The 15,413-nt window shown below is 50.4% G+C and carries 11 protein-coding genes; 8 read left to right on the top strand and 3 right to left on the bottom strand.

The genetic code is table 11. The features are described from left to right. The first annotated feature begins 506 nt into the window (after positions 1-506). From C9J01_RS27780 to deoD, 5 genes are all read left to right on the top strand, one after another. On the top strand, positions 507-677 hold the full coding sequence (locus tag C9J01_RS27780) for a XapX domain-containing protein (RefSeq protein WP_107301306.1): 171 nt from the start codon (positions 507-509) through the stop codon (positions 675-677). Positions 678-1,108: 431 nt separating this feature from the next. Further along, positions 1,109-1,882 carry a deoxyribose-phosphate aldolase gene (gene deoC, locus C9J01_RS27775; protein ID WP_107301305.1) on the top strand — a complete coding sequence of 258 codons (774 nt, stop codon included), beginning with the start codon at positions 1,109-1,111 and terminating at the stop codon, positions 1,880-1,882. 194 nt (positions 1,883-2,076) lie between these two features. Beyond that, positions 2,077-3,408 carry a thymidine phosphorylase gene (deoA, locus tag C9J01_RS27770; RefSeq protein WP_107301304.1) on the top strand — a complete coding sequence of 444 codons (1,332 nt, stop codon included), beginning with the start codon at positions 2,077-2,079 and terminating at the stop codon, positions 3,406-3,408. Positions 3,409-3,418: 10 nt separating this feature from the next. Next, on the top strand, positions 3,419-4,639 hold the full coding sequence (locus C9J01_RS27765) for a phosphopentomutase (protein WP_107301303.1): 1,221 nt from the start codon (positions 3,419-3,421) through the stop codon (positions 4,637-4,639). A gap of 150 nt (positions 4,640-4,789) precedes the next feature. Beyond that, positions 4,790-5,515, top strand: coding sequence for a purine-nucleoside phosphorylase (deoD, locus tag C9J01_RS27760; RefSeq protein WP_107301302.1), 726 nt, complete (start codon positions 4,790-4,792; stop codon positions 5,513-5,515). A gap of 90 nt (positions 5,516-5,605) precedes the next feature. Here deoD and C9J01_RS27755 read toward each other — a convergent pair whose 3' ends face one another. Beyond that, positions 5,606-6,220 (bottom strand): YtjB family periplasmic protein, encoded by a 615-nt coding sequence (locus C9J01_RS27755; protein WP_107301301.1) that lies wholly within the window; start codon positions 6,218-6,220, stop codon positions 5,606-5,608. A 152-nt stretch (positions 6,221-6,372) separates the two neighbouring features. Between C9J01_RS27755 and serB the strand changes: the two genes are divergently transcribed. Further along, entirely contained in the window at positions 6,373-7,338 is a 966-nt protein-coding gene (gene serB / locus C9J01_RS27750) for a phosphoserine phosphatase (protein WP_107301300.1), read from the top strand. A 93-nt stretch (positions 7,339-7,431) separates the two neighbouring features. Here the strand turns inward: serB and C9J01_RS27745 are convergent, their stop codons facing one another. After that, on the bottom strand, positions 7,432-9,789 hold the full coding sequence (locus C9J01_RS27745) for a PilZ domain-containing protein (RefSeq protein ID WP_107301299.1): 2,358 nt from the start codon (positions 9,787-9,789) through the stop codon (positions 7,432-7,434). 138 nt (positions 9,790-9,927) lie between these two features. Between C9J01_RS27745 and radA the strand changes: the two genes are divergently transcribed. Continuing rightward, the gene (radA, locus tag C9J01_RS27740; protein WP_107301298.1) at positions 9,928-11,316 is read left to right on the top strand and encodes a DNA repair protein RadA; all 1,389 of its coding nucleotides are present in this window, start codon (positions 9,928-9,930) and stop codon (positions 11,314-11,316) included. A 104-nt stretch (positions 11,317-11,420) separates the two neighbouring features. On the opposite strand, the gene ettA is transcribed toward radA, so the two are convergent. Continuing rightward, positions 11,421-13,088 carry an energy-dependent translational throttle protein EttA gene (gene ettA, locus C9J01_RS27735; RefSeq protein ID WP_107301297.1) on the bottom strand — a complete coding sequence of 556 codons (1,668 nt, stop codon included), beginning with the start codon at positions 13,086-13,088 and terminating at the stop codon, positions 11,421-11,423. A gap of 366 nt (positions 13,089-13,454) precedes the next feature. On the opposite strand from ettA, the gene sltY reads away from it, so the two are divergent. Continuing rightward, positions 13,455-15,386: a murein transglycosylase gene (gene sltY / locus C9J01_RS27730; RefSeq protein WP_272898742.1), complete on the top strand. Its 1,932-nt coding sequence runs from the start codon at positions 13,455-13,457 to the stop codon at positions 15,384-15,386. The last annotated feature ends 27 nt before the right edge of the window (positions 15,387-15,413 follow it).

Raw genomic sequence — 15,413 nt, 5'->3', positions numbered from 1 at the left:
CTTACTGGTGCGACTACATTTTAGGGCGGGGTAGCTCCCCAAAAAAGCCCGTATATAAGTGCGCATCTATACCTTGTTTTAGTTTTGTTTCTTTGTTGATTTCCCAAGGGAGTCCATATAAGATCCTCGTTCCTGGGAGAAGCGGGCCCTAGTTCTAGCAAAAGCAAAAGCAAGAGCAAGAGTTTGACGTATCATAGCTATAAACGAATGCTGCCTGCAGGACCAAGGACCAAGGACCAAGGACCAAGGACCAAGGACCAAGGACCAAGGACCAAGGACCAAGGACCAAGGACCAAGGACCAAGGACCAATTTTCTAGGAACTAGGATCGCTCTTTCCCCCTAGGATCTCTAATCAACAGAAAAAGTAAACATCCCCCTCATCGTTTCTATTTGATGCCATAAAATCGATTGCGCTCCGGTTTCTGGCAAAACCCTTTGCTACCATTACTTTCATTGCGGGGCAGACTACACTTTCTCTTGTGCTTTTCCAGACAGAGAAATGATTATGAGTGAAGTACTGCTGGCGCTGGTCGCCGGGTTTATTGTTGGCGTCTTGTTTTCCGCGATTAAACTGCCGATACCGGCTCCGCCGGTGCTTTCCGGGGTGATGGGCATTTTCGGTGTCTATGCCGGGGGGATTGCTTATCAGTGGATCGTCGAGCGGTTTTTTACCTGACCAAATTTGTGCGTTGGGTAAACACATTGTCCACAGTAGGAAACGTATATTTCGTGGTGGCAACAAGGCCTGCTTGGTATTATAGAGCGGCACCATCACAAATTGATTTTCGCTGTTCTGGCCAACATCGTCATGATGTTACCTATCGCTAGGCAAGGCCAGAACAGCGCATTTGCTGGGAAGTCCTTATCGTCACTTCCCACGCGGTGAAAAGGATATCAATCAGGAGAATGCGCGTGCATTGTTTACCTGAGTCTTCAAGGAATCAAGTCCGTAACCCCGTCGACTGATGGCTGGTTGTCGGGATACTGCTTGCGAAAGCGGGCCGTTTGGCGGTGGCGCAATGAATACCGTCAAGCGCATCTATTGCTAAGTAGAGTAACTGTTTAGCAGAAATAGCTTGGTAGAAACTAATTGGACTGGAGATAGTCATGAGCGAATTGAAAGCGGCTGCACTACGTGCACTTAAACTAATGGATCTTACCACTCTGAACGACGACGACACTGATGCAAAAGTGATCGAGTTGTGTAAGAACGCGAAGAGCCCGGTAGGCAACACAGCGGCCGTATGTATTTACCCACGTTTTATCCCAGTTGCTAAGAAGCAGCTTCGTGAGCAGGGTACACCAGAAGTACGCATCGCGACTGTAACTAACTTCCCGCACGGTAATGATGACATCGAAATCGCTGTTGCTGAAACAAAAGCGGCTGTTGCTTACGGTGCAGACGAAGTTGACGTCGTTTTCCCATACCGTGCCCTAATGGCAGGTAATGAAGAAGTTGGCTTTGAGCTGGTTAAGCAGTGTAAAGCAGCGTGTGGCGATATCATGCTTAAAGTGATCATCGAAACTGGCGAGCTGAAAACTGAAGAGCTAATCAAGAAAGCCTCTGAAATCTCAATCAAAGCAGGCGCTGACTTCATCAAGACATCTACCGGTAAAGTGCCAGTTAACGCAACGCCTGAATACGCTGAAATCATGCTTAACGTGATTAAAGACATGGGTGTTGAGAAAACTGTTGGCTTCAAGCCTGCTGGTGGCGTGCGTACTGCAGAAGACGCACAACAGTATCTAGATATGGCTGACCGCATTCTTGGTGCTGAGTGGGCTGACAACATGCACTACCGCTTTGGCGCATCAAGCCTGCTAGCTAACCTGCTTCACACCCTAGGTGAAGGCGAAAAAGCAGCTGAAGGCGGCTACTAATTCTATTCCTGTAAGGTGGCAGTTTTGCCACCTTACTTTTAGGTCACCGACCACAACTTATCCGTGATGTTTTACTGTTTGGTTCTTGCCTTGCTCCGGTTATGGAAAAAGGACGGGCTACCTGTACCTGAGAATCATCAAATATTCAGGTAAAACGTCATGACCCTACATAAAGAATATCATTGGGGAATACCATGTATTTACCACAAGAAATCATCCGTAAAAAACGTGACAATATTGAACTAACTGCTGACGAAATTAACTTCTTCATTCAGGGCATCGCCAAAGATACCGTGTCTGAAGGCCAGATCGCCGCTTTCGCGATGGCGATTTACTTCAACGACATGACCATGGACGAGCGTGTGGCGCTGACCTGTGCAATGCGCGACTCAGGCATGGTTATCGACTGGGATCACATGAACTTCGATGGCCCGATTGTCGACAAGCACTCAACCGGTGGTGTGGGCGATGTGACGTCACTGATGCTTGGCCCTATGGTGGCAGCGTGTGGCGGTTACGTACCGATGATTTCTGGCCGTGGCCTTGGCCACACAGGTGGTACGCTGGATAAACTAGAGTCTATCCCTGGCTACAACATTACACCAAGCAACGAAGTGTTTGGTCAGGTGACCAAAGACGCAGGTGTGGCAATTATCGGCCAGACGGGCGATCTTGCACCTGCTGACAAGCGTGTTTACGCAACCCGTGATGTGACTGCGACGGTTGATAATATCTCGCTGATCACGGCCTCTATCCTGTCGAAGAAGTTGGCTGCTGGCCTTGGCTCTCTTGTGATGGACGTAAAAGTGGGCTCTGGTGCCTTCATGCCAACTTACGAAGCGTCTGAAGAGCTGGCAAAATCTATTGTTGCTGTAGCAAACGGTGCGGGTACCAAGACCACGGCACTGCTGACAGACATGAACCAAGTTCTGGCGTCGACTGCTGGTAATGCACTCGAAGTTCGCGAAGCCGTGCAATTCCTAACCGGTGAATTCCGTAACCCTCGCTTATTTGAAGTGACCATGGCATTGTGTGCTGAAATGTTGGTAAACAGTGGTTTAGCAACAGATATCGAGCAGGCACGCGAGAAACTTCAGGCGGTACTGGATAACGGTAAAGCGGCTGAGTGCTTTGGTAAGATGGTTGCCGGCCTGGGTGGTCCAGAAGACTTCATGACCAACTACGACAACTACCTAGAAACGGCTGATTTGGTTAAGCCGGTATACGCTGAAACCACAGGTTACGCGTTTGCTATGGACACCCGCGCGCTGGGTATGGCTGTTGTTGGTATGGGCGGCGGTCGCCGTGTAGCTTCTGACACTATTGACTACGCCGTTGGCCTGAGTGACATGATCCGCCTTGGCGACGAAGCGAATGGCGACAAACCTCTTGCTGTGATCCACGCGCGTAATGAAGCGCAGTGGGAAGAAGCGGCCAAGGCAGTGCGTGCTGCGATTACTATTTTTGATAAGAAACCTGAGCCGACACCTGAAGTTTACCGTCGTGTTCGCCCAGAAGATGTTTAATGGAGTCATCATGAAACGTTCTATTATTCTTGTTCTAGATTCATTCGGTATTGGCGCTACGGAAGATGCCGTTAAGTTTGGCGATGTAGGTTCCAACACCTTAGGCCACATTGCTAAAGCTTGTGCCCGTGGTGAAGCGGACAACGGTCAGCGCAGCGGTAAGCTACACCTACCAAACCTTAACAAGCTAGGTTTGGGCAAGGCTTGTGAAGAGTCTTCGGGCTACTTCCCTGAGGGCCTAGATGCCGATGCAGAAATCACGGGTGCTTTTGCCCATGCTGCAGAGTTGTCTTCGGGTAAGGATACGCCATCTGGTCACTGGGAAATCGCAGGTGTTCCAGTATTGTTTGACTGGGGTTACTTCACCGATAAAGCAAACAGCTTCCCGAAAGAGTTGACCGACCGCATCCTTGAGCGTGCAGGCCTGTCAGGTTTCTTGGGTAACTGCCATGCGTCTGGTACTCAGGTGCTGGATGACCTGGGCGAAGAGCACATGAAAACCGGCATGCCAATTTTCTACACCTCGGCTGACTCGGTATTCCAGATCGCCTGTCACGAAGAAACATTTGGTCTTGATCGCCTGCTAGAGCTATGCCAAATCGCTCGTGAGGAGCTGGAAGACTACAATATCGGTCGTGTTATCGCCCGTCCATTTATTGGCCCGGGTAAAGGCCAGTTCGAGCGTACCGGTAACCGCCGAGACCTATCTGTTGAGCCGCCATCAGCAACTGTACTGCAGAAACTGGTTGACGAGAAACAGGGTGACGTAGTGTCAATCGGTAAGATCTCTGATATCTATGCGGGCTGCGGTATCACCAAGAAAGTCAAAGCTACAGGTATCCCGGCTCTGTTTGAAGCGACACTGGAGCAAATCAAGGAAGCGGGTGACAACACTATCGTCTTCACTAACTTCGTTGACTTTGACTCAGCCTACGGCCACCGCCGTGATGTTGCTGGTTACGCAGCGGCGCTGGAATACTTTGATAAGCGACTTCCTGAGATCATTGAACTGCTGCAGGAAGACGATGTGTTGATCCTAACAGCCGACCACGGCTGTGATCCTACATGGGAAGGTACAGACCATACCCGTGAACACATTCCTGTCTTGGTATCAGGCCCGAAAATCGCTGCAGGCTCCCTTGGCCGCCGCGACACCTTTGCCGATATCGGCCAGAGCTTGGCAGAGTATTTCGGTATCTCTGACATGGAATACGGTAAGTCATTCCTATAACAAGCATAGGCAGGTGAATCCTGCCCAAAAGTACGATTCTTTTTACTGTTTCGGTCTATATTTGTCCTAGATCGAAACAGTGTTTGCAAGACAAGATTACATTGAGTTGGTAATGCAAAAAAACCAACAGATGACAGAAAGGAAATAACGATGGCTACTCCTCACATTAATGCTGAAATGGGTGACTTTGCAGACGTAGTACTGATGCCGGGCGATCCGCTACGTGCCAAGTACATTGCAGAAACGTTCCTAGATGACGCAAAAGAAGTGTGTAATGTACGTAACATGTTTGGTTACACCGGTACTTACAAAGGCCGTAAGATCTCTGTAATGGGTCACGGTATGGGTATCCCTTCTTGTTCTATCTACGCAACTGAGCTGATCAAAGACTACGGCGTGAAGAAAATCATCCGTGTGGGTAGCTGTGGTGCAGTGCGTGATGACGTGAACCTGCGTGATGTTGTTATCGGTATGGGTGCATCGACTGACTCAAAAGTTAACCGTATCCGTTTCGGCGACCACGATTTTGCAGCGCTGGCTGATTTCGGCATGGTACAGAATGCGGTTGATGCAGCAAAAGCGAAAGGCGTAGACGTGAAGGTAGGCAACATCTTCTCTGCCGATCTATTCTACAACCCAGATTTCGACTTCTTCCAGACCATGAAGAAATACGGCATCGTAGGTGTTGAAATGGAAGCTGCAGGTATCTACGGCCTGGCGGCTGAGTTCGGTGCAAAAGCACTAACTATCTGTACGGTTTCAGACCACATCCTACGTGGCGAAGCGACTACATCTGAAGAGCGTCAGCTAACCTTCAACGACATGATGGAAATCGCACTGGAATCTGTTCTACTGGGCGACGCTGACGAAGCGTAACAGCGGCAGAACAATGACATTAAAAAGGGCTTGCCACTGGCAAGCCCTTTTTTATTGCGGTTAAGTCCTTGTTCGCAATCACTAACCGAGTTAGTCGCTCTTGTCATTGCTGAGCAAGATAGGGAAGTGCCATTTTTCCTTGCGGTTGCCGAAGGTCATGGCTAGCAGGAAACCGATCACCATCGCACTGGCAATCAAGGCACGGATAATGTTGGTGATGGCATCGATATCCGCCATGGTTTCGGCTATCAGCTTGTCATGCTCAAGGGTGATGCGGACAAAGCCCACCACTTGGTGTTGGCTCATGATTGGCTCAATCAACTGCTGGCGGCCATAGCTGGCAACAGCGAGCGGTGTTGATAGCCCGGTTACCTGAGGTAGCGGCAGGGCATCTTGGCTTTTGGCCAGTGTTACGCCTTCCAGATCGTAGATACTGGCATCGAGCAGTAATGGCTCTTTGGCCAACTGTTCGACCAACAGTTGCAGCCGGTCTTGGTTTTTCTCAATCACATCAGCCGCTGCGGTATCGGCCGCTTGGCGTACGACCAAACGCGAGAGTTGCTGGGTTTGATCGCTCAAGGTACGGTAGTTTTGCTTGGCCAGGTTGGAGCCGTATTCAACCATGGTGATCAGTGCCGCAAGGCAGCCGAACAGGATGAATAGCCGCCAGGCTTTTTGGAATTGGGTATGTTTTTTCTTCATCATATCAGCGGTGCATTCAAGACCAATCTCATCTTTGGGCTTGCCCTGGTAATTTGCAATAGGGTAAGTTGTTTAATCAAGCGACTTCAATATGCTCGGTTCATGCTAAATCCTGCATCTTGAAGTCACTTGGATAATTAGGCGTTTACTTTAACATGGATGGTTTGCAAGTGCTCAAGATTAGGAAACATACCTCGTTACTCCAACGGTTCCCGGAAGTGGTGTCAGCGACAAACCTTGACCGGCAGCGTTCCACGACCTTGGTTTATGGTCGCTCTATTGATGCTGTCGCGATCCAGGCAATCGAAGAGGCCTATGGCGAATCGCTAGAACTGACTGCCGCGTGGAAAGTTGGTCAGTATGATTGTTTGCTGTTGGCAACACCTTACTCGCTGTTGCTGGAGCAATGTGTCTCCCATGCACAGCTTGATATTGCCGATTTGAGCCAGCTTCCCGACCTGCGCGAACCTGGCCTTGTGGTGATGGATATGGACTCGACAGCCATAGAGATCGAATGTATCGATGAGATTGCGGTATTGGCCGGTGTCGGCGAGCAGGTAGCAGAGGTCACGGAGCGGGCTATGCAGGGTGAGCTTGATTTTGAGCAAAGCCTGCGCCAGCGTGTGGCAACATTGTCGGGTAGTGATGCCTCGATCCTTGAACAGGTCAAAAGCCAGTTACCATTTATGCCTGAGCTACGAGAGTTGGTGGCAACCTTGCATCATTATGGTTGGAAGGCGGCAATTGCATCGGGTGGTTTTACTTACTTTTCTGATCACCTTAAGCAGGAGCTTGATCTTGCCCATGCCCAGTCGAACACGCTGGAGATTGTCGATGGTAAATTGACTGGCAAGGTACTGGGCGAGGTGGTTGATGCCCAAGCGAAAGCGTCGATATTGAGAAGCCTAGCCGAGCAGTATGACATTGCCCCGCACAATACTGTGGCCATTGGCGATGGTGCTAATGATCTAGTGATGATCAATGCTGCGGGCCTTGGGGTTGCCTATCATGCCAAGCCAAAAGTGGAAGACGAAGCGCCTGTCGCTATTCGTTACGCCGATCTTGGTGGGTTGATCTGTGTCCTTTCGGCGTCATTGCTGCCACAGCAAGTGGGTTGGTAGCTTTTCGGGCTCTAAGCCAATAGTAATCAAAGCATGACTGATTAAAAATAGCTCTGGGCTAGTAGCTCAGAGCTATTCTTATGGATTAGCCAATCACTTGATCTCAAGCCGGATTAACACTTCATCGGTAACATCTTGAATTTCACCGCTGCCAATCACAGAGTTAAGTTCTTGCTCCAAGGCTCTGGCCCGGTGTAACACCAGTCGGGCGAGATCACCTAACTCCTTGCCTATCAGCGCCGTCATTGGGCTCAATACCGGTGCTGCGGTTAACCTCAGCGCCATAAAGCTGCCCGTAGATTTCGCCTGCTTGATATAGGCGATACGCTCTTCGATAGTTCTGAATTCGCCTAACAGTTTGGCCTCTACCCTCGGAGTTTGGCCGCTCTTTTGTTCTATCGCAAGATAGAGTTCATGGATATAGGGCTGGTTTATCTCAACCGGGCGCATGGTCTCAGCCAGCATTTGTTTGATCCGGTTGCGAAATAGCGGCTCGAGCGAACACTCCTGCCCATCGGCCAGTTGGCTGAACAACTTGATCTGGGGCGGAGGGGGAAAATTACAGCCGACCGCTTTCAGTCGGATTTTATGGTCAACCTTCTCGGCAAAGTAAGGGACCGTTTTGAGCCTCGTCAGTAGCATCTGGTGCATAGCGAGCAAGAGCTCCCCCTGTGGCAGCTTTTCCTCCGCCATCACTAACTTATTTTCATTGTGAAGGATAAGCTTGCGCAGGAAGTGCTCACTTTGAGCGGCAAGGGTGCCTGAGCCTGTGGTTAACTGGATATTTCTGTAGTCCGGGCTAACCCTGACAACGCTATAGGGTACCTGATTCAAAGGTGCGTTCTTGTTGCTTTTCTGCAGCCCAGGGAATGACACCAGCACCTGATCGCCACGGCTCAGGGCTACCGGTGCTGAAAGCTTGATATTCAGCCCACGGGTTGAGAAGTCGATACTCTGCCCCGTGACAGGTGAACTGTTATCAGTATTGAGAACAATCGAAGTATCAAACAGGTACCTGTCTTCTTTTCGTTGCGGCCTTGGGTCAAAGTATACTGCTTTGGCCGAAGCCACCGGGTTACGGGGATGACGGAAGGCCTGCAAGGTTTTGCTCGGAAGCTGCGGCTTGATACTCAAGCGGTAGTCCTGTTGGGCTTCCTTGTTGGTTAGATCCTGCAATACACCGACGTGGGTCAGTGAACTAAGCTTATCGACCATATCCGGAGCGATACTTTTTAGGCTTTCGATATCCTCCTGATCGATAGGCTGAAGGCTAAGGCGCATTACCCGCCAGCTGTCTCGCTGTGCGCCGATATGCCAAAACAGACGGCGCTGTTCAGCATTCATCTCTGGTAGGGCAGCGGAATAGAAGAAGGTCTTGCCATCGTGCTCATGACTGAAACTGTAGAGCAGGGTGCTAGATTGCTTAAGTCCGGCTTTACCCAAGCTGGCTAGACGATCAGCAGAGATCAGTTGGTTGAGCACCGGCTGGTTTCTTTCATCGTGCCAATGCGACCAGATGTGGCGATTGTATTGGGTCAATAAGCAATAGGTTAGCTCGGTACCAGATAAGAAGACAGGTAGGCTGGTACTGTGCTTGAGAAAGCAGTGCTCGTAACCGCGGGTGCGGATCTGGATAATCTTGTCTTCGTAATTATGCCTTGTCCGGTTTTGCGACTGGCTGAGGCCGTAATCAATGACGGATTTGATAAGGGCATTATCGCTCAATAGCTTTAATCGCAGCCATTTGTAGCTGTCGTTATCCGGGTTTTCATCAATCCCCAGGATACGGTAGCTCATCCCCTTGACCAAACGAGCATCACCCAGTTGTTCCGCCAGTTTGGGGAAGCGGACAACAATCGTCATACCGAGCTTGTAGTTGAATGCGGCAGGGACTTTGAACTTGGCACCGGAATACGATAAATCGGCACTGATCCCGTTGACGACTTGGCTTAGGGGAAGCTCCAAGCTGACAGGCGTGGCGATTTGCCAGCGGTTTTCGTTACGGGTCAGGTAGTGGCCAAACCGGATCAATGGGGCAACCAATGGATTGTCTGGCTGTTGTTCTACTTTGGGGGCCGGCTTAGGTTGCATTTTCCCCTGCTGGTGCATAACCCGGAAGTTATTGCGGGTGTTCATCAGTGCTTCGTATAGGCCTACCCGGAACTGGTTGCCGAAGGTTTTTATCCGTTTGTGGTAGGTATTGATGGCAACGTCATCAAGCCAGTGTTCACGGCCATTGAGTTGGTAGGGGCGGCATTCGCCCTGAACGCGTCCGCGCAGATCAACCGCTTTCATGCATGGTGTCATGATACGGTGCAATTCCATTTTTAGTTGCAGCCGGGTTGGGCCGTCCTCGCCTTCGGTCATCATTTGGAAGACGTCGTCGAAATCTTCGCTATCGTAGACAGGGATCAGCCTTTCAATCAGTCCTTTGTAATCGTCTAGCACCATAGTTATTTTTGATTATCTCATTCTTCGTTTATTATCGGCATATTTCCTAATGAGTTGAGCTTTTCTTCAACCTACAGGCAAGCTCTATTCTACATCTGTTTCCAAGATGTGTTTAACCAAATTATATCAAGGTGAATCATGGCAAAAACCAAGCGGGCCTATGTGTGTAGTGATTGTGGCGCAGACTTCCCCCGCTGGCAGGGCCAGTGTAGCGCGTGTGCAGCGTGGAATACGATAACTGAGTTCACAGTTCCTAAAACCCGTTCAGCGGTGGGGGGCGGAGCGGCTGGCGCGACCAGCAGTTACGCAGGTTCTGCCACTAAGGTACAGAAGCTATCGGAGGTCGAGAGCAAAGATCTGCCGCGCTACAGTTCGGGGATTTCCGAACTGGATCGGGTGTTTGGCGGCGGTATCGTGCCGGGCTCTGTGCTGTTGTTGTGCGGTGATCCTGGCGCCGGTAAATCGACCTTGTTACTACAGAGCATTGGTTCTGTTGCTGCGACCAAGTCGTCTCTTTATGTCTCGGGTGAGGAATCGATCCACCAGATCTCCCAGCGTGCTAAGCGACTGGGTACCCAGAACCTCGACAATATCAATGTAGTGGCCGAGACGTCGGTGGAAGCGATCATCGAACATATCAGGGCACAGAAAGCCGAGTTTGTGATCATTGACTCGATCCAGACCATGACGGTTGCCCATAATGATTCGGCAGCTGGTAGCCCAAGCCAGGTCAAGGAATCGGCAGCGGCTCTGACCCGCTTTGCCAAAACTGAAGGGGTAACCTTCATGATTGTCGGCCACATCAACAAAGACTCGAACGTGGCCGGCCCAATGCAGCTTATCCACATTGTTGATGGCCTGTTTGCCCTATCATCGACGGCTGATGAGAAGTTCCGTGTTTTGCGGACCTCGAAGAACCGTTTTGGTGCTGACTCCGAGTCCTGTTTCTTCGCCATGACGGAAACGGGAATGAAGCAGGTCAAGAACCCATCTGCTATTTTCCTAAGCCGCTCGGACAAGAACCATGCTGGCTCGGTATGTACCACGCTGTGGGAAGGTACCCGGCCGTTGCTGGTGGAAATTCAGGCTCTGTGTAACAACTCGGTGACTGAGAATCCACGTCGCCTAACCGTCGGTTACGATAATAACCGCTTGGCGATGTCGATAGCGGTTTTGGCTCGTCATGGTGGGGTCATGCTGTCGGATATGGATATCTTCGTTAACTGTGTCGGTGGGATCAAAATAGAAGAGACCTCAGCGGACTTGGCAGTCTTGCTGGCGATTTTCTCCAGCTTTAAAAATGCCCCAGTACCGCAGGATGTACTGGTGTTTGGTGAGATTGGCCTAAATGCCGATATCCGTCCGGCAGCCAATGGTGTGGAGCGTATCCGCGAAGCCGTTAAGCAAGGCTTTACCCGCGCAATTGTCCCTAAGGCCAATGCCAGCCGACAAATCCCGGGGATCGAAATCATTGCTGTGGAAGATTTGCAAGAAGCCCTTACGGCGTTCGAACGCGTGGCACTCTAGTTTCGGGTACTAGGCGCTTTAGTCGTTTTCGCACAGGGCAAAATATTCGATAAAAGAAAGGGCTGCATGATGCAGCCCTTTTTGTATCTGGAGATACGCGCGAATTACTTAGCAATACGCTTGTACTTGATACGGTGTGGCTCGGCCGCTTGCGCGCCCAGTGTTTTCTTCAGCCAATCCGTGTACTCGGTGTAGTTACCTTCGTAGAAGTTAACCTGGCCTTCGTCACGGTAGTCAAGAATGTGGGTAGCGATACGGTCAAGGAACCAACGGTCGTGCGAGATAACCATGGCACAGCCAGGGAACTCTAGAAGGGCTTCTTCTAGTGCACGTAGCGTTTCAACGTCAAGGTCGTTGGTTGGCTCATCGAGTAGCAGTACGTTGCCGCCAGCTTTAAGCAGTTTGGCAAGGTGGACACGGTTACGCTCACCACCAGACAGGTCGCCGATACGTTTTTGCTGATCGCTGCCTTTGAAGTTGAAGCGTGAGCAGTAAGCACGCGCTTGGATTTCAAAGTTGTTGATCTTGATGATATCCGCGCCTTCGGAGATCTCTTGGTAAACCGTGTTGTTGTCGTTCATGCTGTCGCGGAACTGATCAACAGACGCAAGGCTTACAGTCTCACCAAGCTCAATAGAACCTGAGTCTGGCTGCTCTGTGCCGCTTAGCATCTTGAATAGCGTTGATTTACCCGCACCGTTGGCACCGATGATACCGACGATCGCACCTTTAGGCATGCTGAACGATAGGTCATCAATAAGAACACGGTCACCAAATGACTTGGTCAGGTTGTTCACCTCGATAACTTTGTCACCCAAGCGCTCACCTGGCGGGATGAACAGCTCGTTGGTTTCGTTACGCTTTTGGTGATCACTTGTATTCAGCTCTTCAAAGCGCGCCATACGGGCCTTTGATTTCGCCTGACGACCTTTAGGGTTCTGGCGAACCCACTCAAGCTCTTTCTCGATGGTCTTTTGACGAGCTTTCTCTTGCGAGGCTTCTTGCTTCAGACGGGCATCTTTCTGCTCAAGCCAAGAGGTGTAGTTACCTTCCCATGGAATACCTTCACCACGGTCAAGTTCCAAGATCCAGCCTGCAGCGTTATCTAGGAAGTAACGGTCGTGGGTAATCGCCACAACGGTACCGCTGTAGTCAACCAGGAAGTGCTCAAGCCAAGCCACAGATTCTGCATCAAGGTGGTTGGTTGGTTCGTCAAGCAGCAGCATGTCTGGCTTGTCTAGCAGTAGGCGACAGATAGCGACACGGCGACGCTCACCACCTGATAGGTGTTTGATTTGCGCATCCCATTCTGGCAGACGAAGGGCGTCAGCTGCACGCTCTAGTTGCATCTCTAGGTTGTGGCCGTCTTTGGTTTCGATCAGGGCTTCTAGTTCACCTTGCTCTTTGGCCAGTTTGTCGAAGTCTGCGCCTTCTTCAGCATATGCCGCGTAAACAGCATCAAGACGCGTCAGGGCATCTTTCACATCAGCCACTGACTCTTCAACCACTTCACGTACGGTCTTTTCTTCATCCAGTACTGGTTCCTGAGGTAGGTAACCTACCTTAAGGCCAGCCTGTGGGCGTGCTTCACCTTCGATATCGGTATCGATACCTGCCATGATGCGTAGCAAGGTAGATTTACCAGCACCGTTCAGACCCAAAACACCAATCTTGGCGCCAGGGAAGAAGCTCAATGAAATATCTTTTAGGATTTGACGCTTAGGTGGGACAATTTTGCCCACGCGCGACATGGTATAGACGTATTCAGCCATATCCGTTTGCGATCTCTAAACTAAATGAAAGGGGGTATTTTACCTGTTCTGGACATAAGTTTAACAGCAATGTTCATAATTAGTGCCCCAACTGAGCGTTAAGGTACCACTCTGCTCGAATCTTTGTGTGACGGGTGACATTTTACCTTGCGATTTCCTGCAACATTGCGGTGTTAAATTTTTGTTAGTCGCCGGCAATCGCGATTATTAAAATCGACAATTTGGTATTACGCTCAATATTGGGCCGCCTGAAGGTTATTGGCGCCAGCCCTGCACGTTGCAGAGGCTTGTAGTGATGGAATTTATATGCAATAAAACACACAGGTTTTGGCCTGAATGAATATGGACAACGAATGGAAGGGTGCTGTGTATAGCAATAAAAACCTTAAAGTAATTTCAGGTCTTGTGCTGTCGGTTGGCTTGCTGCTATCGCCATTGATGCAGGCATCAACTCTTGAACAACAGCGTGTACGCTACGAGCAGGCGCAAGTCGCCTTGGAAGAAAATGATGAGACGGCGTACAAAAAACTTCGCGGTAGTTTGGATGACTACCCGTTGACGCCTTATCTGGATTACCGTGAGTTTATTCAAACCCTGTATGCCAATTCTCCCAGTGAAGTTGAGGCGTTCATTGAGCAATTCTCAGCCTTGCCGTTCAGTACCACGGTCAAGGATCGCTATCTCAACCACCTAGCAAGAACGGAACGCTGGGAGAGCTTTGTTGAAGTTCAGCCTATGCCGCCGCGTAGCCAAGTATTGCGTTGCCATTATTACTATGCCCAGAGCAAACTCGGTAACAAAGATGTAGCTTGGCAGGGGGCGCAAGCTTTGTGGCTAACAGGTAAATCGACTCCTGACGCTTGTGATCCGCTACTTAATGCTTGGCAGAAAGCAGGTAAGCGGACTGATGCACTCGTTCTCGACCGTATGCTGTTGGTTTACGGAGAGGGGAGCCGAGGCAGGCTCAACTACCTCAATAAACAGTTGGGGGCCAAGAGCAAGCAGTCAGGCAAGGCGGTAATGGAGTTGTTCGACAAGCCCCAAGGTGTAGCGGCATTCTCCAAGCGCAGCAAAGTGACACCTTTCAATCAGAACCTCACAGAACTGGCTTATAAAAAGTTGGCCCGCAGTAATGTGAAGGAAGCGGTGAAGCAATATCACAATGCCGTACAGGGCCAGCATTTTGAGGAAGCTAAGCGCCAGTCCCTGGCAGACTATACCGCCAGTAGGCTGATGGCGACGGATGATGAACAGCTTCAGAAATGGCGTGATAATGCGTTGGCGAAAAGTAGCAATATCAGCTTGCTTGAGCGACGTATCCGCCAAGCTATGCGCGAAGACAAGTGGCAAGAAGTTGAACTGTGGGTGAACCGCCTACCCGACAAGGCCAAGCAGACGACTCGTTGGACGTTTTGGCAAGCCCGATTGGCAGAGCGTGACGGTGACAAGGCGTTGGCTGAAGAAAAGTATAATCAGATCTTGGGTCAGCGCGATTTCTACAGCGCCGCAGCTGCGACTGTACTGGGGAAACCGATCACCTATCCGGTGAAAACCGCGGGTGATTACCGTACCGATGTGAAGGAATACGAGCAGACCCTGGCACGGGTCAAAGAGCTTATCGCCACCGATAAGCTGCTAGCGGCAAACCGCGAATGGCACTATTTGCTGCGCGGGCTGGATAACGATCAGATTGTAGCCTTGGCTTCTTATGCCTCTATCAATAAGTGGCATCATCTCGCGGTACAGGCGACTATTTCCGGGCAGTTGTGGGAATACGTCGAGTTGCGCTTCCCTATTGCCCATAAGTGGTGGTTTGATTTCTTTAGCAAGAAACGTGATTTGCCGGTAACCACCATGATGGCATTGGCTCGCCAGGAAAGTGCGCTTAATATCGAGGCGGTCTCGCCGGTTGGTGCCCGCGGTTTGATGCAGCTGATGCCGGCCACCGCCAAGGAAACGGCTAAGAAGCTAGGGCGCAACTACGAAGGAAAAAACAGCCTGTTTGATCCCGGCGTCAATATTCGCCTTGGCAGTGGTTATCTGAAAATGATGCTTGAGCAATATGACAACAACCGGATCTTTGCCTTCGCTGCTTACAACGCAGGCCCGAGCCGGGTGACCCGTTGGCGCAAAGGCACAGATGGTCGACTGGATGTCTATGCATTTATCGAGGCGATTCCGTTCAATGAAACTCGGGGATATGTCCAGAATCTGTTGATGTTCGAGATCTACTATGGTGATTTGACTAAAAGCCCGGTGCCATTGCTGACGGAGAATGAGCTCAGCACCAAGTATTAGCTTTTTTTTGCCAAGGGCTAGGTTGTC

The sequence above is a fragment of the Photobacterium rosenbergii genome (assembly GCF_003026455.1).
Classification (GTDB): Bacteria; Pseudomonadota; Gammaproteobacteria; order Enterobacterales; family Vibrionaceae; genus Photobacterium; species Photobacterium rosenbergii.
Note: the sequence above shows the minus strand (reverse complement) of the source record. Positions and strands in the feature narration are given on the sequence as shown.

What these genes read in the sequence shown, in the direction of transcription:
- C9J01_RS27780 (WP_107301306.1), top strand. Translation starts at nt 507, where the DNA reads ATGAGTGAAGTACTGCTGGCGCTGGTCGCCGGGTTTATTGTTGGCGTC.
- deoC (WP_107301305.1), top strand. Translation starts at nt 1,109, where the DNA reads ATGAGCGAATTGAAAGCGGCTGCACTACGTGCACTTAAACTAATGGAT.
- deoA (WP_107301304.1), top strand. Translation starts at nt 2,077, where the DNA reads ATGTATTTACCACAAGAAATCATCCGTAAAAAACGTGACAATATTGAA.
- C9J01_RS27765 (WP_107301303.1), top strand. Translation starts at nt 3,419, where the DNA reads ATGAAACGTTCTATTATTCTTGTTCTAGATTCATTCGGTATTGGCGCT.
- deoD (WP_107301302.1), top strand. Translation starts at nt 4,790, where the DNA reads ATGGCTACTCCTCACATTAATGCTGAAATGGGTGACTTTGCAGACGTA.
- C9J01_RS27755 (WP_107301301.1), bottom strand. Translation starts at nt 6,220, where the DNA reads ATGATGAAGAAAAAACATACCCAATTCCAAAAAGCCTGGCGGCTATTC.
- serB (WP_107301300.1), top strand. Translation starts at nt 6,373, where the DNA reads ATGGATGGTTTGCAAGTGCTCAAGATTAGGAAACATACCTCGTTACTC.
- C9J01_RS27745 (WP_107301299.1), bottom strand. Translation starts at nt 9,789, where the DNA reads ATGGTGCTAGACGATTACAAAGGACTGATTGAAAGGCTGATCCCTGTC.
- radA (WP_107301298.1), top strand. Translation starts at nt 9,928, where the DNA reads ATGGCAAAAACCAAGCGGGCCTATGTGTGTAGTGATTGTGGCGCAGAC.
- ettA (WP_107301297.1), bottom strand. Translation starts at nt 13,088, where the DNA reads ATGGCTGAATACGTCTATACCATGTCGCGCGTGGGCAAAATTGTCCCA.